General features: G+C 60.0%; 21 protein-coding genes. 15 read left to right on the top strand and 6 right to left on the bottom strand.

Annotated features, from left to right (window positions below):
• Nucleotides 1–79: 79 nt before the first annotated feature.
• From ERD78_RS20210 to ERD78_RS07165, 5 genes are all read right to left on the bottom strand, one after another.
• Nucleotides 80–415: a Rap1a/Tai family immunity protein gene (locus ERD78_RS20210; RefSeq protein WP_129968595.1), complete on the bottom strand. Its 336-nt coding sequence runs from the start codon at nucleotides 413–415 to the stop codon at nucleotides 80–82.
• Nucleotides 416–451: 36 nt separating this feature from the next.
• Nucleotides 452–763 (bottom strand): hypothetical protein, encoded by a 312-nt coding sequence (locus tag ERD78_RS07145; RefSeq protein ID WP_129968596.1) that lies wholly within the window; start codon nucleotides 761–763, stop codon nucleotides 452–454.
• Between the two features lie 10 nt (nucleotides 764–773).
• Nucleotides 774–1,118: a hypothetical protein gene (locus tag ERD78_RS07150; RefSeq protein WP_129968597.1), complete on the bottom strand. Its 345-nt coding sequence runs from the start codon at nucleotides 1,116–1,118 to the stop codon at nucleotides 774–776.
• Nucleotides 1,119–1,268: 150 nt separating this feature from the next.
• Nucleotides 1,269–1,652, bottom strand: coding sequence for a helix-turn-helix transcriptional regulator (locus tag ERD78_RS20215; protein ID WP_129968598.1), 384 nt, complete (start codon nucleotides 1,650–1,652; stop codon nucleotides 1,269–1,271).
• A 307-nt stretch (nucleotides 1,653–1,959) separates the two neighbouring features.
• A complete protein-coding gene (locus ERD78_RS07165; protein WP_167668872.1) occupies nucleotides 1,960–2,208 on the bottom strand; it encodes a hypothetical protein in 249 nt (82 codons plus the stop codon).
• A 147-nt stretch (nucleotides 2,209–2,355) separates the two neighbouring features.
• Here ERD78_RS07165 and ERD78_RS07170 point away from each other — a divergent pair, with 147 nt between their 5' ends.
• The 12 genes from ERD78_RS07170 (at nucleotide 2,356) to ERD78_RS07215 (ending at nucleotide 12,153) form a co-directional block, all read left to right on the top strand.
• The gene (locus ERD78_RS07170) at nucleotides 2,356–2,568 is read left to right on the top strand and encodes a hypothetical protein (RefSeq protein ID WP_129968600.1); all 213 of its coding nucleotides are present in this window, start codon (nucleotides 2,356–2,358) and stop codon (nucleotides 2,566–2,568) included.
• Between the two features lie 120 nt (nucleotides 2,569–2,688).
• Nucleotides 2,689–2,817 carry a hypothetical protein gene (locus ERD78_RS20110; protein ID WP_257216502.1) on the top strand — a complete coding sequence of 43 codons (129 nt, stop codon included), beginning with the start codon at nucleotides 2,689–2,691 and terminating at the stop codon, nucleotides 2,815–2,817.
• Between the two features lie 216 nt (nucleotides 2,818–3,033).
• Complete coding sequence (locus ERD78_RS19735) at nucleotides 3,034–3,174, top strand: hypothetical protein (protein WP_167668873.1); 141 nt, start codon at nucleotides 3,034–3,036, stop codon at nucleotides 3,172–3,174.
• A gap of 207 nt (nucleotides 3,175–3,381) precedes the next feature.
• Complete coding sequence (locus ERD78_RS07175; RefSeq protein WP_129968601.1) at nucleotides 3,382–4,563, top strand: acetyl-CoA C-acyltransferase family protein; 1,182 nt, start codon at nucleotides 3,382–3,384, stop codon at nucleotides 4,561–4,563.
• A gap of 70 nt (nucleotides 4,564–4,633) precedes the next feature.
• Nucleotides 4,634–5,380: a class I SAM-dependent methyltransferase gene (locus tag ERD78_RS07180; RefSeq protein ID WP_167668893.1), complete on the top strand. Its 747-nt coding sequence runs from the start codon at nucleotides 4,634–4,636 to the stop codon at nucleotides 5,378–5,380.
• 134 nt (nucleotides 5,381–5,514) lie between these two features.
• The gene (locus tag ERD78_RS07185) at nucleotides 5,515–6,483 is read left to right on the top strand and encodes an ABC transporter substrate-binding protein (protein ID WP_129968602.1); all 969 of its coding nucleotides are present in this window, start codon (nucleotides 5,515–5,517) and stop codon (nucleotides 6,481–6,483) included.
• Nucleotides 6,484–6,572: 89 nt separating this feature from the next.
• On the top strand, nucleotides 6,573–7,469 hold the full coding sequence (locus ERD78_RS07190) for an ABC transporter permease (RefSeq protein ID WP_129968603.1): 897 nt from the start codon (nucleotides 6,573–6,575) through the stop codon (nucleotides 7,467–7,469).
• A gap of 1 nt (nucleotide 7,470) precedes the next feature.
• Nucleotides 7,471–8,265, top strand: coding sequence for an ABC transporter ATP-binding protein (locus ERD78_RS07195; protein ID WP_129968604.1), 795 nt, complete (start codon nucleotides 7,471–7,473; stop codon nucleotides 8,263–8,265).
• 69 nt (nucleotides 8,266–8,334) lie between these two features.
• Complete coding sequence (locus ERD78_RS07200; RefSeq protein ID WP_129968605.1) at nucleotides 8,335–9,117, top strand: endonuclease/exonuclease/phosphatase family protein; 783 nt, start codon at nucleotides 8,335–8,337, stop codon at nucleotides 9,115–9,117.
• Complete coding sequence (gene clsB, locus ERD78_RS07205; RefSeq protein ID WP_129968606.1) at nucleotides 9,114–10,502, top strand: cardiolipin synthase ClsB; 1,389 nt, start codon at nucleotides 9,114–9,116, stop codon at nucleotides 10,500–10,502. Before ERD78_RS07200 ends, clsB begins: the two co-directional genes overlap by 4 nt.
• Complete coding sequence (locus ERD78_RS07210) at nucleotides 10,492–11,505, top strand: putative bifunctional lysylphosphatidylglycerol flippase/synthetase (protein WP_167668874.1); 1,014 nt, start codon at nucleotides 10,492–10,494, stop codon at nucleotides 11,503–11,505. The genes clsB and ERD78_RS07210 overlap by 11 nt, the downstream gene beginning before the upstream one ends.
• A gap of 69 nt (nucleotides 11,506–11,574) precedes the next feature.
• Nucleotides 11,575–12,153: a hypothetical protein gene (locus ERD78_RS07215; RefSeq protein ID WP_129968608.1), complete on the top strand. Its 579-nt coding sequence runs from the start codon at nucleotides 11,575–11,577 to the stop codon at nucleotides 12,151–12,153.
• Between the two features lie 72 nt (nucleotides 12,154–12,225).
• Here ERD78_RS07215 and ERD78_RS07220 read toward each other — a convergent pair whose 3' ends face one another.
• Nucleotides 12,226–12,558, bottom strand: coding sequence for a BON domain-containing protein (locus ERD78_RS07220; protein WP_167668875.1), 333 nt, complete (start codon nucleotides 12,556–12,558; stop codon nucleotides 12,226–12,228).
• A 216-nt stretch (nucleotides 12,559–12,774) separates the two neighbouring features.
• Between ERD78_RS07220 and ERD78_RS07225 the strand changes: the two genes are divergently transcribed.
• The 3 genes from ERD78_RS07225 (at nucleotide 12,775) to ERD78_RS07235 (ending at nucleotide 18,934) form a co-directional block, all read left to right on the top strand.
• Nucleotides 12,775–14,085: an efflux RND transporter periplasmic adaptor subunit gene (locus ERD78_RS07225; RefSeq protein WP_129968610.1), complete on the top strand. Its 1,311-nt coding sequence runs from the start codon at nucleotides 12,775–12,777 to the stop codon at nucleotides 14,083–14,085.
• Nucleotides 14,086–14,147: 62 nt separating this feature from the next.
• Nucleotides 14,148–17,378 carry an efflux RND transporter permease subunit gene (locus ERD78_RS07230; RefSeq protein WP_129968611.1) on the top strand — a complete coding sequence of 1,077 codons (3,231 nt, stop codon included), beginning with the start codon at nucleotides 14,148–14,150 and terminating at the stop codon, nucleotides 17,376–17,378.
• Nucleotides 17,375–18,934, top strand: coding sequence for an efflux transporter outer membrane subunit (locus tag ERD78_RS07235; RefSeq protein ID WP_371734569.1), 1,560 nt, complete (start codon nucleotides 17,375–17,377; stop codon nucleotides 18,932–18,934). The genes ERD78_RS07230 and ERD78_RS07235 overlap by 4 nt, the downstream gene beginning before the upstream one ends.
• The last annotated feature ends 42 nt before the right edge of the window (nucleotides 18,935–18,976 follow it).

An 18,976-nucleotide genomic window follows, 5' to 3' on the forward strand; every position in this document is an offset into this window, starting at 1 on the left:
CCTGGAAAGCAGGCCAGCCATTTCCCCAGCAGCCACATGCCCGAAATGGTCACAGCCCCATCGAAGTTCGCGTACCAGTTCATTTGGGCCCCCTTTGGGTTTGCTGGCAGGGAAACGCCTCGCTGATGGCCGATGCAACGAATAGGGAAGCCTCGAGATTCCGCGACTCTGGATTGTTCTTCAGGTATTTGATAGTGATATCTGTAAGTTGTCCTTGGGTGACATTTTCTGGAATGCAGAACCTGGCGGTATTGCTGGTGTACCAAGTCTCCAGTGAGCCGACAACGTAGCCCATGCAGAACATATGTGAATATTCATCCTGGCACGTCGAAAGCAGTTCATTCCCAGTTCTGGCCCAGCTTGCTGAGGGAAACAAACAGGCAGCAACAATAACAAGTGGCGGTATCTTTCGCATCCTATGGCCTCCTATTAACGCTGCCCGTAGGGCATGCTATTGGTACCTGGGGTTCTTCAGCTGGCTACCGTCTTTAAAAACAATCTGGGTAGCCTGAGCCGAAACGGTGACTTTTTCTGGATTTGCGCGAAGGAATCGCGAACTACGGTAATGCCCACTAAGACGGATTGTTTCTCCTGGCGCCAAGTCCTTTTCACTTTTCGGCCCGTATCGGTCCAAGTTGTCCCCAAATACATCCGCGGCGGTTACTACTACCTTGATGCCGGAGATTACTTTATCGGTTCTATTGGTCACAGAGATGGTCACAAACACTGAATCATCATCGTAGTCTGGATCGGTATTTTTCATGGCGGCCACATTAGAAAACTACAGCCTCCTTTAGTTGTGCCAGAACGTCGTCGGCAGACTTCTTGGCCTTCTCTTTCTCTTCATTTACGGCCTTTTGGGAAGCAATTGCCTCGGAAAGATCAACGTCTGATGGCGGCGCCTCGACGGTTGGAATCACGGTGGCTAAATCGATTCTGCGCATGTACTGAATCACAAGCTTGCAATCCTTTCGCGATAGTTTTTCTAGTGCTGCTTGAAACTCTTTATCATGCTCGGCGGCCTGAAGGCTGTATGGAATCTTGGTCGCTGTAGCCTGCCCACTCAGCAAGATACTCATCAGAGCTGACGCGACAAAATTTAGTTTTGTTTTTCTCATGCAGTTACCTTGCGCACAAAAAAGCTTTCAGCCTACTCCTCCTTCTCCATTCATCCCAGAGAAGTACTCCCAACAAAACCACCAAGCACACTATCCCCAGGATGATCATGGCCTGAGAGATGAATTCGGCATGCATAGGACATTTGGCTGCTACTTCCTGATGTCTAGGCCAACTTGGGCAGCGGCGATGAGAATGGCGGCCTGCAACGAAATGGCGGACTCTTTGTCGAGTTGCCTTACTTTGTTCTGATCAACCTGGGGGAAGGGCCATTGGGCCCACATTTCCGTCCCAGCACTCGATGGCAAACTGGCAGGTACAGTGAGCCGCTCAACGTAACCAGTTATCTCGGCAATCCGATTAACTTGTTCAACGCTAGCTTCATGGTGGCCATTCTCCCACGCAGACACGTTTCCCTTGCTCACGCCTAAGCGTTCGCCCAACTGACTTTGGGTGAGCTTTGCGTGCATTCGGGCAGCTCGGATCCATTCGCGCATTTCCATACGCCTAAGTGTAGAGAAAATCTTTACATACATGGTTTATATAATCTAGACTTTGATGTTCAGAAAATCTAGACGTTTGGCATGAATACGCAAATACCCGTTCATCCTCTGGAAGAGGCGGCCCACATATTTGGATCGGAAGCAGCGCTCGCCCGTGAGCTTGGGGTTAGTCGTGGAGCCTTCAATCAGTGGAAAAAAGAGGGTAGGAGGTGCCCGCTAAACACGCTCCCGGAATCGAGCGCTTGACAGGGGTCACATGCGAACGCCTTTGCCCATCCGTGCGATGGGGGTTCTTGAGGTTGCCATCCCTGATAAAGAAAGAGGCCGAGCATGCCTGATCTCATGGATCCCGATTCTCGTCCGTTGCCGAGTCGTCGGTGCTTTCCAGCACATCGAGCGCTTCTCGCATCTGCTGTATCAGATCGCGCAACTGGGTGGCGGTCAGGGCGAAGTTGGGACCCTCGCTCGCTTCTTCGATTTTCTGCTTGGGGCTGGCAATGAAATCGAACTTCATCACAGCAAAGCCCAGACGCGGTACGGGCCCCACGGTCCAGGCGGTTACTGGGAATATCGGTATTTTTTCGTCCATGGTCGGTCCTCTATCCAAAGTTTCAGCGGGTCGGTTCCCTGATTCTAAGGGTTTTGGGCTGACCGCCTCCATTCCATTTATCCATGCAGCCACTGTACGGCAGCCGGCACAAGTGCGACACGCTGAAAAGCCTGGAGATTCATTGCCATGACATGTCTATACACCAACACTGATTGGCGGGATGTTCTCTATAACTGCGTCCGGCGCACCAAGGGCGGCGTAAATGCTGCAGCGATCTTTCTTTCGCAGCGCCGCGGCATCGCCATTCATCCCGAGAGCTTGCGCCGCAAGTTGCGTGGGCTGATCGGAGAGTCGATGGACGTAGAAATGGCACGCCTGCTCGCCGAATGGATGGAGTAGGTAGAAGGCGCAGCGGGGTATGCCAAGGACTGGCTCCAAGCCTTATGCGCACAGGAAGGCCTGCAGGTCGATCACGTCCCGCCGGCACCGGCGACCGGCTGGAGCAATGAGGCTGATGCCTTGCAGCGCAAATTCCTGGAAATCAGCACCGGCATACGCAAGATTGCCGCTGTGACGGCTGACACCGTCGAGGACGGCGTTATCTCACAGGCCGAAGCCGACAAGCTCATACCGCTGCTACCCACCTAGCTACCAGCAGCGCTGGCCCCGGAATATGGGCGATCCCGAGGCGGCGCGGCCGCCGTCGTCCAATGGGTGTGCTCGGCCATTTGCGCTTTTCGAATGCAAATTAACTGAAATTAATAGAAGTTGACTGCAAAATGTTGTATTTTTATTGAAAATATGTTACTCTTTAGAACGTACGGGGCGCACGGTGTGCCCCTGTAATGCATCAAGGAGATCCATATGGCAAGCCAGTCGACTGCCAAGAAGCAGCCATTTGTTATCGAACCTTTGAACTGGGTTGCACCCGATACCGCGCGCAAGGAAGCAGAGCAGCGCGAAGAAGCCAAACAGGCCGCCAAGCAGGAGAAGCGGCAGGACTGAAAGTTCCAGAAAGCCCGCTCATGGAGCCTGCTGCTATGCAGCGCGGCGTTTCTTTGAGCAAGTTTGGCAATGAAAATGCGGCGGTGTTGCACCGCCGCATTTTTTTGCCTGAACGCGTTAATATAAATGCCTGCAATCCAGGCTATTCGGCCTGGCAGACCATTTCACGATGCGTGCCTCACGCATATCGGACAGGAGACTGACAGCATGCAAGATATTGTCGTTGCGGGCGCTTGCCGTACCGCCATAGGGGATTTCGGAGGGGGCCTCAAGGATGTCCCGCCCTGCGAATTGGGCGAGCTGGTGCTGAAGGCCGTGCTGGAGCGCGGCAATGTGGCCGCGGCCGACGTAGGGCACGTCGTGTTCGGGCACGTCATCAATACCGAACCGCGCGATATGTATCTCTCGCGCGTGGCCACGCTCAATGCGGGCATGCCGCATTCCACGCCGGCGTTCAATGTGAACCGGCTGTGCGGTTCGGGCCTTCAGGCCATTGTGTCGGCGGCTCAGGCGCTGCGCCTGGGCGATGCGGAGATCGCCATCGGCGCCGGCGCTGAAAGCATGAGCCGCGCGCCGTACATCGCGCCCGCGCACCGCTGGGGCGCGCGCATGGGCGACAGTACCATGCTGGACATGATGCTGGGTGCGCTGTCGGATCCATTCGATAAGGTGCACATGGGCATTACCGCCGAAAACGTGGCCAGCAAATACGGTGTCAGTCGCGAGGAGCAGGATGCCTTGGCGCTGACTTCGCATCAGCGCGCCGAAAATGCGATCACAAAGGGTTACTTCAAGGATCAGATCGTGCCGGTGGTCCGGCAGACTCGCAAGGGCGAAGTGGTCTTCGACACCGACGAGCATGTGCGCATGGGCGCTTCAGCGGAGAATTTCCAAAAGCTCAAGCCTGTATTCAAGAAAGAAGAGGGTACAGTGACGGCGGGCAACGCCTCGGGGATCAACGATGGTGCAGGCGCGGTGCTGCTTATGACCGCGGATGCGGCGAAAGCGCGCGGCATCAAGCCGATGGCACGGCTGGTGTCCTATGCCCACGCCGGGGTCGATCCCAAGTACATGGGCATAGGCCCCGTCCCGGCATCGCGCCTGGCCCTGCAGAAGGCGGGGCTGGAGGTCGGGCAGATGGACGTCATCGAGGCCAACGAAGCCTTTGCCGCGCAGGCCTGCGCGGTGAGCAAAGAGCTCGGCTTCGATCCGAGCCGCGTCAATCCAAACGGCAGCGGTATCAGTCTTGGTCACCCGGTGGGTGCGACGGGCGCCATCATTACCGTCAAGGCCCTGCATGAACTCCAGCGCATTCAGGGTCGTTATGCGTTGGTCACCATGTGCATAGGCGGTGGGCAAGGCATTGCCGCCATCTTCGAGCGTGCCTGAAGCCGCCAAGACGCGCCGGGCCGGAAGCGCGGGACAACGGTCAGGCGCCTGGCGTACCGCGGCCGAGCCAGTGGACGAACCTACGCTGTCCGAGGAAGGTGGCGTACGCTATTTGCATTTCGGCACCGAGTGGGTCCAGGGGGCCATGCGCCTCAGGGCGCCGGCCGAGCTCGTTCTGGCCTATACGCAGCAGATGATGGCGTGGCTGCTGTTTCTCGAGCCGACGCGCAAGGAGGAGGTTGGCATTCTTGGTCTTGGCGCCGGCGCCTTGACCCGCTTCGTCCTGAAATATACGCAGGCATTGACAGTCACGGTGGAGTGGAATCCCGCGGTGACGGCCGCCTGCCGCATGTATTTTCGTCTTCCGGCACCTGCCCGCTCCCGCGTTGAGCACTGCGATGCGGCCGAATGGGTGGCGGACGGCCGGAATGCCGGGCGCTGCAAGGCTCTGATGGTCGACCTCTATGACGGACTGGCGCAGGGGCCGGTGCGCGACAGCGTGCAGTTCTACCAGGACTGTCATCGCGCTCTGTCCGATGTGGGCGTCATGACGGTCAATCTGTTTGGCAATCATGCGAGTTTTCCGCGCAATGTGGCCAATATCCGCACCGCTTTCGGCAACCGGGTTCTGCAGCTGCCCGAAATCGATGAAGGAAACCGGGTTGTGCTGGCATTCAAGGGGCCGGCGCTTGATGTGACGGTGGCACAACTGCTCCTGAGGGCGCAGGATGTCGAGGCCCGGTACCGCCTGCCGGCTGTGCGCTGGGCTCGCGCCTTGTTGGCGCAGCGGGGCCGCATTATGTCCCTGTCTGTATAGCGCGCCGTGAAGACCGCGCGCGCAGTAGGCTTGCAGGGATATCCATGAGGCAGGCGCGGCTGGGTTCAGGTTAGACTTACGGCCATTGGCGGAGCCGACGCGCTCCGCATATTCAATTCATCAAGGAGTCTTTCATGAGGTTCAGCAAATCGGCCAGCCTGTTCGCAGGCGCGGCGGCCATGGTGGCGGCGCTTGCCCAGGTTCCGGCCGCGGCGCAGTCGGTTGCCGTCACGTCCATCGTCGAGCACCCCGCACTGGATTCGGTCAAGGACGGTGTCAAGGAAGCCCTGAAGAAGGCAGGCTACACCGAGGAAAAAGGCCTGAATTGGCAATTCCAGACGGCGCAGGGCAATACGGCCATTGCCGCCCAAATCGCGCGCAAGTATGTCGGGGACAAGCCTGATGTCATCGTGGCCATCGCCACGCCTTCGGCCCAGGCCGTGGTAGCCGCGACGAAAACCATTCCTGTCGTCTATTCGGCTGTCACCGACCCGGTGGCGGCGCAACTCGTTCCCTCGCTCGAAGCCTCCGGCACCAATGTCACTGGCGTGTCCGACGCGCTGTCACTGGAAAAGCAGATCGAGCTTATCAAGAAGGTCGTGCCAGACGCCAAGCGTGTGGGCATGGTCTACAACCCGGGCGAGGCCAATTCCGTGGTGGTGGTCAAGCGCATGCGCGAATTGCTGCCCAAGTCCGATATGACACTGGTCGAGGCCACGGCGGCACGCACAGTCGATGTCGGTGCTGCCGCGCGCAGCCTGGTGGGCAAGGTGGATGTCATCTACACGAATACCGACAACAACGTCGTATCGGCCTACGAGGCGTTGGTCAAGGTGGGCAACGATGCAAAAATCCCGCTGGTTGCCTCCGACACCGACAGCGTGAAACGTGGCGCCATTGCAGCGTTGGGCATCAACTATCATGATGTGGGCCTGCAGACCGGCCGCATGGTCGTGCGTATCCTCAAGGGTGAAAAACCGGGCGACATTCCTTCTGAAACCAGCGATAAGCTCGAATTGTTCGTCAACCCCGGCGCAGCGAAAAAACAGGGTGTGACCCTGGCTGAGGCGGTCGTCAAGTCCGCGACCCAGGTCGTCGAGTGAGCCGAGCAGCGTAGCCGGCGCCAGTCCCTGAAGCAGGTGGGTTGTCCGCGCAGCCCGCCTGCTTCCGTTCCTATTGCACACACCGCACCATGTCTATCTATTCTCTATGGGGTGCGCTGGAGATCGGCCTGATTTTTGGCCTGGTCGCCCTGGGCGTGCTCATTTCCTTCCGCATCCTCCGTTTTCCAGACCTGACTGTCGATGGCAGCTTTCCACTCGGCGGCGCCACCGCTGCAACGCTGATCAGCGCTGGCATGGATCCGTTTACGTCCACGCTTGTTGCAACGCTGGCCGGTGCGATTGCGGGCATGATCACCGGCTGGCTGCATGTCCGCCTGAAGATCATGGATCTGTTGGCCAGCATCCTGATGATGATTGCGTTGTACTCCATCAATTTGCGCATCATGGGCCGGCCCAACGTACCGCTGATCACCGAGCCCACTGTTTTCACGATATTGCAGCCTGAAGGTCTTAGCGACTATATCGCGCGTCCGCTTATCCTGCTGGCGCTGGTCATCATCGTCAAGCTGATTCTGGACTGGTATTTCTCGACCCAGACGGGGCTTGCCATGCGGGCCACCGGCTCCAATCCGCGCATGGCCCGTTCGCAGGGCGTGGCCACGGGCAATCGCATTCTTGCGGGTATGGGCATTTCCAATGCGCTGTGCGCCCTGGCCGGCGCGCTGTTTGCGCAGTCTCAGGGCGGCGCCGACATTTCCATGGGCATAGGCACCATCGTCATCGGCCTGGCGGCCGTGATCGTAGGCGAAAGCATCATGCCTTCGCGCCGCCTGGTCATCACGACACTCGCCGTTATTGTGGGCGCTGTTCTTTACCGCTTCTTTATTGCGCTGGCGCTGAATGCCGATTTCATCGGATTGAAGGCACAGGACCTGAATCTGGTGACAGCCGTGCTGGTCACGATCGCCCTGGTCATACCGCTGCTCAAACAGCGTCTGCGGCGTGGCACTGTGGGGAGAAGCTGACATGTTGAGCGCAAAGAATTTGCAGATTACCTTCAATGCCGGCACGCCCATCGAGACTCGGGCACTGCGCGGCCTGTCGCTGGATATTCCGACTGGCCAGTTTGTCACCGTCATCGGCTCGAATGGCGCAGGCAAGTCCACTTTCCTGAATGCTGTGTCGGGCGATATTTCCGTCGATGCAGGCACGATCGCCATCGACAACGAGGACGTCACACGCCTGCCCGTGTGGCTGCGCGCAAGACGAGTTGCCCGTGTATTCCAGGATCCCATGGCCGGCACATGCGAGGATCTCACCATAGAGGAAAACCTTGCACTGGCCCATGGCCGGGGCAAGCGACGCGGTTTCGCGCGGGCGGTGCAGCCGGCCATGCGCGATGAATTCCGGGAGCGCGTGGCGGTGCTGGGGCTCGGGCTGGAGAACCGGCTGACCGATCGCATCGGCCTGCTTTCCGGTGGACAGCGCCAGGCGGTCAGCCTTTTGATGGCCGCGCTGCAACCATCGCGCATTTTGTTGCTGGATGAGCACACGGCCGCACTGGATCCGCGCACGGCTCAGTTTGTGCTTGAGCTCACGGCGCGCATCGTCGAGGAGAGCAAGCTGACCACCATGATGGTCACGCACAGCATGCGCCAGGCGCTTGATGTAGGCGAGCGCACGGTGATGCTGCACCAAGGCAAGGTCGTGCTCGATGTATCGGGACAGGAACGCCGCGGATTGGATGTGCCCGACCTCTTGCGCATGTTCGAGCGCGTGCGGGGCGAGAAGCTGGCTGACGACGCGCTGTTGCTGGGTTAGGGAGATGCCGCGACGTGAAGGCTTTTTTGCGGGTACGATAATTGCTGATGCATTGCGGACAACCACAATATGACGCAATCCGAATTCATGGCCGCAGAGGAAACACCGCTCCGACTCAAGATACTTACCGTTAATACGCACAAGGGCTTCACGACCTTCAACCGGCGTTTCATCCTGCATGAACTGCGGGATGCCATCCGCGCCACGGAGGCGGACATTGTTTTCTTGCAGGAGGTCCTTGGCGCGCATCATCGCCACGCTGAAAAACTTGCCCGGTGGCCCGCCACCAGCCAGTACGAATTTCTGGCGGATTCGATCTGGCCCCAGTTCGCCTATGGCCGCAATGCGGTGTATCCGCATGGCCATCACGGCAATGCGGTGCTGTCGAAATTTCCCATTGCCCATTACGAAAATATCGACATCTCGGTTGGTACCCACGAAAAGCGCGGCATGCTGCACTGTGTTGTGCAGCCTCCGGGCCATGACAATCCCGTCCATCTTATCTGTGTGCACATGGGCTTGCGTGAGCGGCACCGCCGCCAGCAGGTCAGTGCGCTATGCTGCCATATCGACGAGCGCGTACCGCAGGACGCACCCCTGATCATCGCCGGCGACTTCAATGACTGGCGCCAGGTGGCCCAGCATAGCCTGGTGCGGCACTGCGGCCTGCATGAGGTATTCCGCGTTTGCCGGGGTAAGGTCGCACGCACTTTTCCCGCACGCGTTCCTCTGCTGCGCCTGGATCGCATTTATGTCAGGAATGTGCGCCATTACGATGCCGTGGCGCTGTCAGCCAGGCCATGGTCCCACCTTTCCGATCATGCACCGCTGGCCGTGGAGCTTGCACTATGAGCGCCAAATGGACAACAGGCAACACGATCACATTGCTGGAGAACGGTGAAGCCTTTTTCCCCGCCGTGTTCGAGGCGATTGGCCAGGCACGGCAATCCGTGGTGCTTGAGACCTTTATTATCTTCGATGACAAGGTGGGCCAGGCGCTGCAGCGGGAAGTCATCGCGGCAGCGCGGCGCGGCGTCCGTGTGGATATTGTTGTCGATGGCTACGGCACTGCCGACCTGCCGGCAGCCTTCATCGAGGCGATGACATCCGAGGGCGTGGGTTTCCACATATTCGATCCGCGCCCGCGGCGCCTGGGTATGCGCACCAATCTGTTTCGCCGCCTGCACCGCAAGATCGTCATCGTCGATAACACGTTGGCCTTCGTGGGTGGCATCAATTTCAGCGCGGACCATCTGGCCGACTTCGGCCCCACGGCGAAACAGGATTATGCCGTGTCCATACGTGGGCCGCTGGTTGACGAAATCGTGCGCTTCATGGCGCAGGTGCTGGCGCCGGTGAATCCGCCGCGCCTGCGCTGGGGACGCCTGCGGCGGCGTGAGCGCAACAGGGCGGCGCCTGGCGGCACGGCCGCAGCGCTGGTGGTCCGCGACAATGACCGCCACAAAGATGACATAGAAGTGCATTACAGGCTTGGCATGCGGGCGGCCAAGTCACGCATCACCATAGCCAACGCCTATTTTTTCCCAGGATACCGCTTGTTGCGGGAATTGCGTGGCGCGGCTCGCCGAGGCGTGCATGTACGGCTCATCCTGCAGGGCGAACCTGACATGCCCGCGGCACGCTTCGTGGCCACCATGCTGTACGACTATCTGCTGTCCGCCGGCGTCGAGATCTACGAGTATTGCGAACGTCCCTTGCACGGCAAGGTGGCCGTGGTGGACGGCGCGTGGTCCACGGTCGGATCAAGTAATCTTGATCCTCTCAGCCTGGCGTTGAACCTGGAGGCCAATGTGATGATTCAGGACACGGCCTTCAGCCAGGTGCTGGAGGAGCGCCTGGACTGGCTGATCGCGAATCACTGCCAGCGAATGCGGCGGGATACGCAACCGCGCCGCAAAATACAGCGCGTGATGCTGGGTGTGTTCGTCTTTCATTTTTTGCGGCGTTTTCCCGCCTGGGCGGGCTGGCTGCCCGCGCGCAAGCCGCAATTGCAATCCATGGCGCCGCTTTCTGAATTGCCGCACGCGGACCCGGTGGGCGAGGACGGTACGGAGCGCATGTCGCATGCGTCGATCCGCGGCTTGGAGCCGGCTCGCCAGGTTGGCGCGGCATCGGACGAAGGTGGGCGCGACGGCGTGCAGGATGCCGGAAGCGGTGCGTGCGGCGCCGCCGATGAAGGCGATGGTCGGCACGTCGGGGAAAGCCGTGGATACTGAGCGTTCCCGATCTTCCTCCGCCTCCTCCGTGTCCGGCATCGTGGACCGCGTCATGTCCAGCCGCGGCGCATCGTGGCTGAAGGCGCACTGGTCTGGCATCCAGCGGACGGTGGGACTGCTTTTCCTCGGCCTGGTTGCCGTTCTGGTTGTTGTGGCTGCGATACAGGTGAAGTGGGACGAGGTGTTCTCGGCCATGGGATCGGTGTCTGTCTGGCGATTGTGCCTGGGCGCGTCGCTGACGCTGGCCGGCTATGCCGCTTATGCCTGTTTCGATCTGATTGGTCGGTGGATGACACGCCATGGGCTGGCCGTGTGGCGTACCATGCTGACCGCCGCCATCTGTTACGCCTTCACGTTGGGCCTGGGCTCTTTGGTGGGCGGGCTGGGGCTGCGCCTGCGTCTCTACACGCGACAAGGTGTAAGTGCGGCCGATGCGGGTCATGTATTCGGCATGTCGGTGATTACCAACTGGACTGGCTATGTGCTCATTGCCGGAACGGTATTCACATTTGGCGACCTGCAGCCGTTGTCGGAATGGGGGCTGAGCGCGGGAGCGCTGCACGCGGCGGGAGCCATAATGCTGGCAGCCGGAGCGGCCTATCTATTGCTGTGCATATTTTCTCGACATCGGAGTTGGACGCTGGCCGGTCACCAGGTGGCGCTGCCGCCGTGGTGGCTCGCCCTGATTCAGGTCACCGTGGCCATGCTGAATTGGGCGCTGATGGGTGCCGTGCTGTATGTCGTGTTGAGCACGCAGTCATCCTATGGGCTGGTTCTGGCGACAGTATTGTTGAGTGCCGTGGCAGGGCTGATCATTCGTGTGCCAGGCGGCGTAGGCGTGCTCGAAGCCATTGCCGTGGCCTGGCTGGCAGCCGACGGCATGGACCAAAGCGCAGCGCTTGCGGGCGTGCTCATCTTTCGGGCACTGTATTACCTCCTGCCGCTATTCGTGGCGGGCCTGGGATACCTGTCGCTTGAGGCGCGAAGCGCCACATCCCGCTGATACGCTGCTTGGCACGCGGGCACGTTGCTTGCTGCGCTATCGTCACGATGTGCGGAAAAGGAGAGGGGAATGGCTCTCATCATAGCTGCTCGCTTCGATACCTTCGATACGGCCCAGGCAGCCGCAGCCCAGCTTATGGATGGAGGGATCGCGGCGGGGGATCTTCATACTTTCTTTGTCAATCCGGCCGGCAGTCATGACCGCTATCCGCTGGGCGGCGACCAGGTGTTCGACCCGGCATCCGAAGGCGGCTCAGTGGGCGCGCTGGGCGGCGCTGCGCTGATAGGCATCATTGGCGCCTGTGTGGGCGCCGTCGTGGGATATGCATTCGGCTCGTCGACCATAGGCATTATCGGTGGCGCTGGGGTGGGCGCCTATGTCGGCTCGCTGGCGGGTGCCATGCGCATGATAGGACGCAAGCGGCCCGACCGCAGCCTGCGTGAGCGTGAGATTGCCAAGGCTTCGGAGGGACGGCCTTCGGGCGTACTGCTGGCTGTTCATGTAGAAGCGGCCGACGCAACACGTATTGCGCGCATATTGCGCGATGCCGGTGGCCAGGAAGTGGAGCGCGCGCAAGGGCGCTGGGAGAACGGAACTTGGCGCGACTTCGATCCGCTGGCCAGCCCCGATCTCGAAAAAGGCGTTTAACCGGCAACCAGCCGCTTGCGCGCCAGTCGCCGGGGCGAGCCGATTGATGTATCGGCTGGCGGCATCGTGCTTTTACTGGTTGCCGATATCGATATCGTAATCAACCGTCTTGACGCCTTGTACCTGGCGCGCTGCCTGGACAGCATTTTGCGCCGCCATCTGGTCATCCACGCGACCGCGCAGCTTCACGACACCGTCCTGCGTGCTTACCTGGAGATTGTCGGCATCAACGCCAGGCACGCCCATGATTGCCGTCTGCACATTTGTGTTGATGGTCGCATCATCGGTATAGGCCGCCGTCGAGGCCGCGGTTGAACTTTGCATGCTGGTGTCGTGCGCACAAGCGGCCAAGCCGGCGGCAAGTGCGGCCACTGCCAGGCAGCGGGATATACGGGACTGGAACATAATACCTCCTTCCATCAATATCACGGCCCTGCGCAACGCAGGGGACTGTCATTTCTCAGCAAACAGTATGCCGCAACATGGCTTGAAATACGTTGAAATGGCTTGGAATGTGATCTATTACGGGTTTTCCCTTTATACTCACGCTTTGCCCAACAACCAGAAGCAACGCAGCGCCGCCCTGGACACGGAAAGGGGCCGTGCTGTACAGGAGCCATAATGCCGAACCTTCGTCTGCCGTCGCGGCAGCAAGTACGCGCTGTAATTTTTCTCACATTTTTATCTTCACTGTTTCTGCTGGCCAGTTGCGGCGATAAAGAACAGGGGAAACAAGGCGCTCCCAAAGTCCCCGTCAGCGTCATCACCGTTCAGCCCAAGCCAACCAAGGTATTCATCGATCTTCCCGGCCGCGTGGACGCCGTGAAGGATGCGCAGATCCGCGCCCGTGTGACAGGCATTGTCGAGGAAATCAACTTCGAGCAGGGCAGCGACGTCAAGGAAGGCCAACTGCTGTTTACCATCGACCCTGCACCTTATATTGCGGCGCGCGATCAGGCGGCGGCGCAGTTGAAGCAGGCACAGGCCGACGTGCGCAGCGCCAAGCTGCTGGCCGAGCGCTATGCCAAGCTGGTCAAGGCCAATGCCGTGAGCCGGCAGGAGTATGACAATGCGCTGGCAGCGGCAAACCAGGGCGAGGCGGCGGTGGCTGCGGCCAAGGCCAATCTTCAGGCTGCGGAAATCAATCTGGGATACACAAAGGTCACTTCGCCAATTGATGGCCGCATTGGCGAATCGTTGGTCACCGAGGGCGCTCTGGTCAGCGCGTCTTCCGCAACCGAAATGGCTGTTGTCCAGCAACTGGATGCCGTCTATGTGGATGTCACGCGTTCCACCGCGCAGCTCATGCGGCTGCGCAAGGCGCAGGCCAACGGCGAGCTGACGCAGTCGGACGATGGGGCCGCGCTGGCTCAGGTGGTGCTGGACGATGGCAGCGTCTACAAGCACGACGGCAAGCTTCTGTTTTCGGGAGTCAGCGTCGACCCCACCACCGGCCAGGTTACCTTGCGCGCAAAGTTCGACAACCCTGAGCATATTCTGCTGCCTGGCATGTATGTGCGTGTGCGCCTGCTGCAAGGCGTGGATGAAAAGGCGCTGATCGTGCCTCAGCAAGCCATACAGCGGACCGCAGACGGCCTGAACACATTGATGGTGGTCAAGGAAGGCAAGGTGGCGTCGGTGGCTGTGGAGGTGGGCTCCCGCGTTCCCGAGGGTTCCATTATCTTCAAGGGTCTCAACCCGGGAGACCAGGTGATCGTGGAAGGCTTCCAGAAGATAGGTCCGGGAGCGGCCGTGCAAGCCGTACCTTGGGAACCGGGTAAAAAAGATGAGCAGGGCAAACCCGGCGCACCGGGCAAACCGGGTGAAGCGGGCAAACCGGACGCGCAGCAAGGCGCGAAACCCGAGAACGGCAAGCAGGCGTCGCCTGCGCCGGCGGGCGATGCGCCCGCCGACGCGGACAAAAAGGGCTGACCCTGCCATGCCACGCGGGCTCAAGAGGCCCGCGGCTTTCATGCATAAAGAAGTGAGCACACATGCCACAGTTTTTTATTGATCGTCCAATTTTTGCCTGGGTCGTTGCCTTGGGCATCACGCTGGCGGGCTTGCTGGCCATCCCCAACATGCCGGTGTCGCAATACCCCGAAGTCGCGCCCACCACGATCAGCATCCAGGCCACCTATCCCGGTGCCACCGCGGAAGACGTCGCAACCACGGTCGCATCGGTGATCGAGAACGAGCTCAACGGCGCCAAGGGCCTGCTGTACTACGAATCGGTCAGTGATTCATACGGCATGGCGCAAATCGACGTGACCTTCGCGCCCGGCACAGACCCCGATCTGGCCCAGGTTGATGTGCAGAATCGTATTTCAAACATCACGTCCAAGTTGCCGCAGGCTGTCACGCAGCAGGGCTTGAGCGTCACGCAGGCGAATACAGGCTTTCTGCTGGTCGTGGCCGTATCGTCCACCGACGGCACGCTTGACCAGACTGCCCTCGCGGACTACATCACGCGCAATATCCAGAACCCCATATCGCGGGTGCCGGGTGTCGGCAACTTCCAGCTGTTCGCGGCGCAGCGCGCAATGCGCATCTGGATAGATCCCGACAAGCTCAGGGGCTACAACCTCAGCCCTTCTGAGGTCAACAATGCCATATCGAGCCAGAACGTGCTCGTGTCAGGCGGTATCCTTGGCGCCCCGCCCAATCCGGATTCGAATCGTGTATCGGCACCCATTGTCGTCAATGGTCAGCTATCCACGGTGGAGGAGTTCGGCAATATCGTGCTGCGGGCCAATGTCGACGGCTCCGCGGTCAAGCTCAAGGATGTGGCGCGCATAGAGGTCGGATCGGACAACTATCAATTTGGCGCCCGGCTCAACGGCAAGCCCACCGCGGCATTCGCCATTGCGCTCGCGCCCGGCGCCAATGCGCTGTCGACAGCAGAAGGTATCAAGGCGAAGATGGAGGAGTTGTCCAAGTTCTTCCCGGACAACATCACCTATTCCATACCCTACGATACGTCGCCCTATGTGGAGATATCGATCGAGCAGGTGGTTCACACGCTGTTCGAGGCTATGGTGCTTGTGTTCGTGGTCATGTTCGTGTTCCTCCAGAACGTGCGCTATACGCTGATTCCGGCTTTGGTGGTGCCGGTGGCCATGATGGGGGCATTTGCCGTCATGCTTGCGCTGGGCTTCTCCATCAATGTGCTGACCATGTTTGCCATGGTGCTGGCCATCGGGATTCTGGTGGACGATGCCATTGTGGTGGTCGAGAACGTCGAGCGCATCATGGTGGAGGAGGGCCTGCCGCCCAAGGAGGCCACACGCAAGGCCATGCCGCAGATAAGCGGCGCCATTGTGGGCATTACGCTGGTACTGACTTCAGTATTCCTGCCGCTGGCCTTCATGTCGGGTTCCGTGGGCATCATCTACCGGCAGTTTGCGGTGGCCATGGCGGTTTCCATCATGTTCTCCGGCTTCCTGGCGCTGTCATTCACGCCGGCGCTGTGCGCCACGCTGCTCAAGCCCATCCCGAAAGGCCATCATGCCACGAAGAAAGGGTTTTTCGGCTGGTTCAACCGGGGTTTCGAACGCACCACCAACAAATATCAGGGCTGGGTTGGCCGCAGCCTGCACCGCGGCGGCCGCCTGATGTTCGTGTACCTGTTGCTGGTTGTGGTGCTGGGCGTGTTGTATTTCCGGCTGCCCACGTCGTTCCTGCCCGAGGAAGACCAAGGCTACATCATCGCCAATATCGAGCTGCCGGCGGGTTCGTCGGCCAACCGCACGGTTGATGTGATCAAGCAGGTCGAAAAATTCTTCATGGACCAGCCACAGGTCCAGGACATCGTGGCGGTCCAAGGCTTCAGCTTCAACGGTAATGGCCTGAATGCCGCCATTGCCTTTGTTCCGCTGAAGGATTTTTCCGAACGAAAGGGCGAGGAGAACTCGGCCCAGGCACTGGCGAACAAGGCTATCGGGAATCTGCTGTTCGGCATTCCCGATGCCATGGTGTTTTCCGTCGTACCGCCGGCCATCTCCTCGCTGGGCAATGCCTCCGGCTTCGATCTGCGCCTGGAAGACCGGGGTGGCCTGGGACACGATGCGCTGCAGGCCGCTGCGGGCCAACTGCTGCAATTGGCCGCCAAGAGTCCGGTGCTGGCGGATACACGCATCACTGGGTTAGCTGGCGGCAAGCAGCTCAAGCTGACCATCGATCGCAACAAGGCTGCCGCGCTGGGCGTAAACTTTTCCGAAGCGGCCCAGCTCATTTCCTCTTCGCTGGGTTCGGCCTACCTGGGCAATTTCACCAATCAGGGCTGGGTGCAGAACATATGGGTTCAGGCCGAGGCCGAGGATCGCATGACGCCCGAGGACATCCTCAAGCTCAATGCACGCAACAATGACGGCAAGATGGTTCCCCTGTCCTCCTTCGTGTCGCTGGATTGGGATACAGGACCGGTGCAGGTCGTTCGCTACAACAGCTATGAAACAATACGCATAGGCGGCTCGGCGGCGCCGGGCTATTCCTCAGGCGAGGCCATGCAGGAGATGGAACGGCTGGTCGGACAGCTACCCGCCGGCATAGGCTACGAGTGGACCGGCCTGTCCTATCAGGAGATCCAGGCGGGCAGCCAGTCGCTGATTCTCATGGGCCTGTCCATCCTGGTGGTGTTCATGGTGCTGGCCGCATTGTATGAAAGCTGGGCCATTCCGCTCTCGGTCATGCTTGCAGTGCCTTTGGGCATGCTGGGCGCTGTTGCCTTGATCTCGCTCATGGGCATGTCCAATGACGTGTACTTCCAGGTCGGCATGGTGACGGTCATCGGTCTTGCGGCGAAGAACGCCATCTTGATCGTGGAGTTTGCCAAGGATCTCTATGCGCAGGGAGGAAGCATTCTCGACGCAACGGTGCAGGCGGCGCGTCTGCGCTTCAGGCCCATTCTCATGACCTCGTTTGCCTTTATTCTTGGCGTGGTGCCGCTGGCTATCGCCACAGGCGCCGGTGCGGCCAGCCAGAATGCCGTCGGCTTGGGCGTGTTGGGTGGCATGTTGGCAGCAACGCCGCTGGCCGTGCTGTTTGTGCCGGTATTCTTCGTTGTGGTGCTCACGCTGTTCAAGACCCGTCCCAAGGTGTTTGGCGATCACGGTATGCCGGCGCCGGCCGCACACGATGCATCCCACGCCGCAGAAGGGGCCGCAGCAGCAAAAGATGCGGACACCCAAGCCAAGCCCGGTCACAACAGTGGGGAAAAAGAATGACAGACCGACAAACTAGCCTGAAAGCGCCCGCAAAGGCCATGGCTGCGCGGCGTGCCCTGGCGCCCGCACTGCTGGCGCTGGCACTTGCGGGCTGCTCGTTTGCACCCGATTATCACCGTCCGGCAGCGCCGGTCCCGGGCCAATACCCCGACAGCGATGCAGTGTCCAATACCGGCCCGCGCAGCGCCCATGCCGTGGCGCCCCAGATCGCCTATAGCGCCAATCTGGGTTGGAGCGAGTTTTTCACCGATCCACGCCTGCAGGCCATGATACGGCTTGCCTTAGCCAACAACCGCGACATGCGTATTGCAGTCCAGCGAGTCGAGGAAGCGCGCGCGCAATACGGCATAGCGCGCAGCGATCTTTTTCCGACCATAGGCGCCGCCGCAAGTGAGCAGGCCACCCGCTATCCCGAAAACCTTCGGATGGGCGGCGCCGATTCGCAAAGCGTGTCCCGCACCTATACCGCGGGCATAGGCATGACCTCCTTCGAGATCGATTTCTTCGGCCGGCTACGCAACCTGAGCCAGGCCGCGTTCGAACAATACCTCTCGACGGCCCAGGCGCGCCGCACTGTGCACATCAATCTGGTGGCGCAAGTGGCCGAAGCCTATTTCCGGCTGCGCACGGCCGAGCAGTTGCTGACCTTGAGCGATAGTACGCTGCGCGCGCGCGAGGCAACCATGCAGCTCGTGCAGGCGCGCTACGACGGCGGTGTGGCGTCGGCGCTGGACTTGAATCAGGCGCGCGGCCAGCTTGAAACCGTACGCTCGGATCAACAGGCACTACGGCGCAGCAAGGCCCAGGCGCAGAATGCGCTGCGTCTTCTGCTGGGAACGCAGCCACCCGCCAATCTGCCCGAACCTGCACCATTCAGCCATGATCAGGTGCTTGCCGCCATACCTGTTGGACTGCCGTCCGACCTGCTGGAACGTCGTCCGGATATCATGGGCGCCGAAAATGTTCTGCGCGCAGCCAATGCGAATATCGGCGCTGCCCGGGCGGCTTTTTTCCCGAACATTTCCATTACCGGCCTGCTTGGCTTCGCGAGCGTGGAGCTTGGAGGATTGTTCAGTGGATCACAACGATACTGGCAATTCTCTCCCCAGCTCCAGACGCCTATTTTTGCCGGCGGCGGCCTGCAATCGAACCTAGATCTGGCCAAGGTGCGCAAGAATATTGCCGTAGCCGAATACGAGAAGACCATTCAGACCGCATTCCGGGAAGTGGCTGACGCCCTTGCCGGAGAAGCAACCTATGCTGAGCAGCTGGATGCGCTGCGTGCGCTCGAGAAATCATCCATGGAATCGCTCCGGCTGGCGGAGCTTCGGTACGAAACAGGCATAGACAGTTTTCTACAGGTGCAGAATGCGCAAGTCACGCTCTATGCGACGCAGCAGCAGTTCCTGCAGACCGGCATGGATTCTCTGCTGAACCGTGTCGAACTGTACAAGGCGCTGGGCGGTGGTTGGCTGGAGGCATCCGCTCACCCGCAAGTCGAACCGGTGGATGCAATACGCGGCGAAGCGCAAGGCAGCAATCCAACGCCGCCTTAGCGGAACGGCATCCGCGTCGGGGCGGCGTGTGTCGCCTCGACG

The organism is Allopusillimonas soli, assembly GCF_004153445.1.
GTDB classification, from domain to species: domain Bacteria; phylum Pseudomonadota; class Gammaproteobacteria; order Burkholderiales; family Burkholderiaceae_B; genus Allopusillimonas; species Allopusillimonas soli.

Excerpts from the sequence above, each read along its gene's own strand:
- ERD78_RS20210 (WP_129968595.1), bottom strand. The coding sequence starts at position 415 with ATGCGAAAGATACCGCCACTTGTTATTGTTGCTGCCTGTTTGTTTCCC.
- ERD78_RS07145 (WP_129968596.1), bottom strand. The coding sequence starts at position 763 with ATGAAAAATACCGATCCAGACTACGATGATGATTCAGTGTTTGTGACC.
- ERD78_RS07150 (WP_129968597.1), bottom strand. The coding sequence starts at position 1,118 with ATGAGAAAAACAAAACTAAATTTTGTCGCGTCAGCTCTGATGAGTATC.
- ERD78_RS20215 (WP_129968598.1), bottom strand. The coding sequence starts at position 1,652 with ATGTATGTAAAGATTTTCTCTACACTTAGGCGTATGGAAATGCGCGAA.
- ERD78_RS07165 (WP_167668872.1), bottom strand. The coding sequence starts at position 2,208 with ATGGACGAAAAAATACCGATATTCCCAGTAACCGCCTGGACCGTGGGG.
- ERD78_RS07170 (WP_129968600.1), top strand. The coding sequence starts at position 2,356 with ATGACATGTCTATACACCAACACTGATTGGCGGGATGTTCTCTATAAC.
- ERD78_RS19735 (WP_167668873.1), top strand. The coding sequence starts at position 3,034 with ATGGCAAGCCAGTCGACTGCCAAGAAGCAGCCATTTGTTATCGAACCT.
- ERD78_RS07175 (WP_129968601.1), top strand. The coding sequence starts at position 3,382 with ATGCAAGATATTGTCGTTGCGGGCGCTTGCCGTACCGCCATAGGGGAT.
- ERD78_RS07185 (WP_129968602.1), top strand. The coding sequence starts at position 5,515 with ATGAGGTTCAGCAAATCGGCCAGCCTGTTCGCAGGCGCGGCGGCCATG.
- ERD78_RS07190 (WP_129968603.1), top strand. The coding sequence starts at position 6,573 with ATGTCTATCTATTCTCTATGGGGTGCGCTGGAGATCGGCCTGATTTTT.
- ERD78_RS07195 (WP_129968604.1), top strand. The coding sequence starts at position 7,471 with ATGTTGAGCGCAAAGAATTTGCAGATTACCTTCAATGCCGGCACGCCC.
- ERD78_RS07200 (WP_129968605.1), top strand. The coding sequence starts at position 8,335 with ATGACGCAATCCGAATTCATGGCCGCAGAGGAAACACCGCTCCGACTC.
- clsB (WP_129968606.1), top strand. The coding sequence starts at position 9,114 with ATGAGCGCCAAATGGACAACAGGCAACACGATCACATTGCTGGAGAAC.
- ERD78_RS07215 (WP_129968608.1), top strand. The coding sequence starts at position 11,575 with ATGGCTCTCATCATAGCTGCTCGCTTCGATACCTTCGATACGGCCCAG.
- ERD78_RS07220 (WP_167668875.1), bottom strand. The coding sequence starts at position 12,558 with ATGTTCCAGTCCCGTATATCCCGCTGCCTGGCAGTGGCCGCACTTGCC.
- ERD78_RS07225 (WP_129968610.1), top strand. The coding sequence starts at position 12,775 with ATGCCGAACCTTCGTCTGCCGTCGCGGCAGCAAGTACGCGCTGTAATT.
- ERD78_RS07230 (WP_129968611.1), top strand. The coding sequence starts at position 14,148 with ATGCCACAGTTTTTTATTGATCGTCCAATTTTTGCCTGGGTCGTTGCC.
- ERD78_RS07235 (WP_371734569.1), top strand. The coding sequence starts at position 17,375 with ATGACAGACCGACAAACTAGCCTGAAAGCGCCCGCAAAGGCCATGGCT.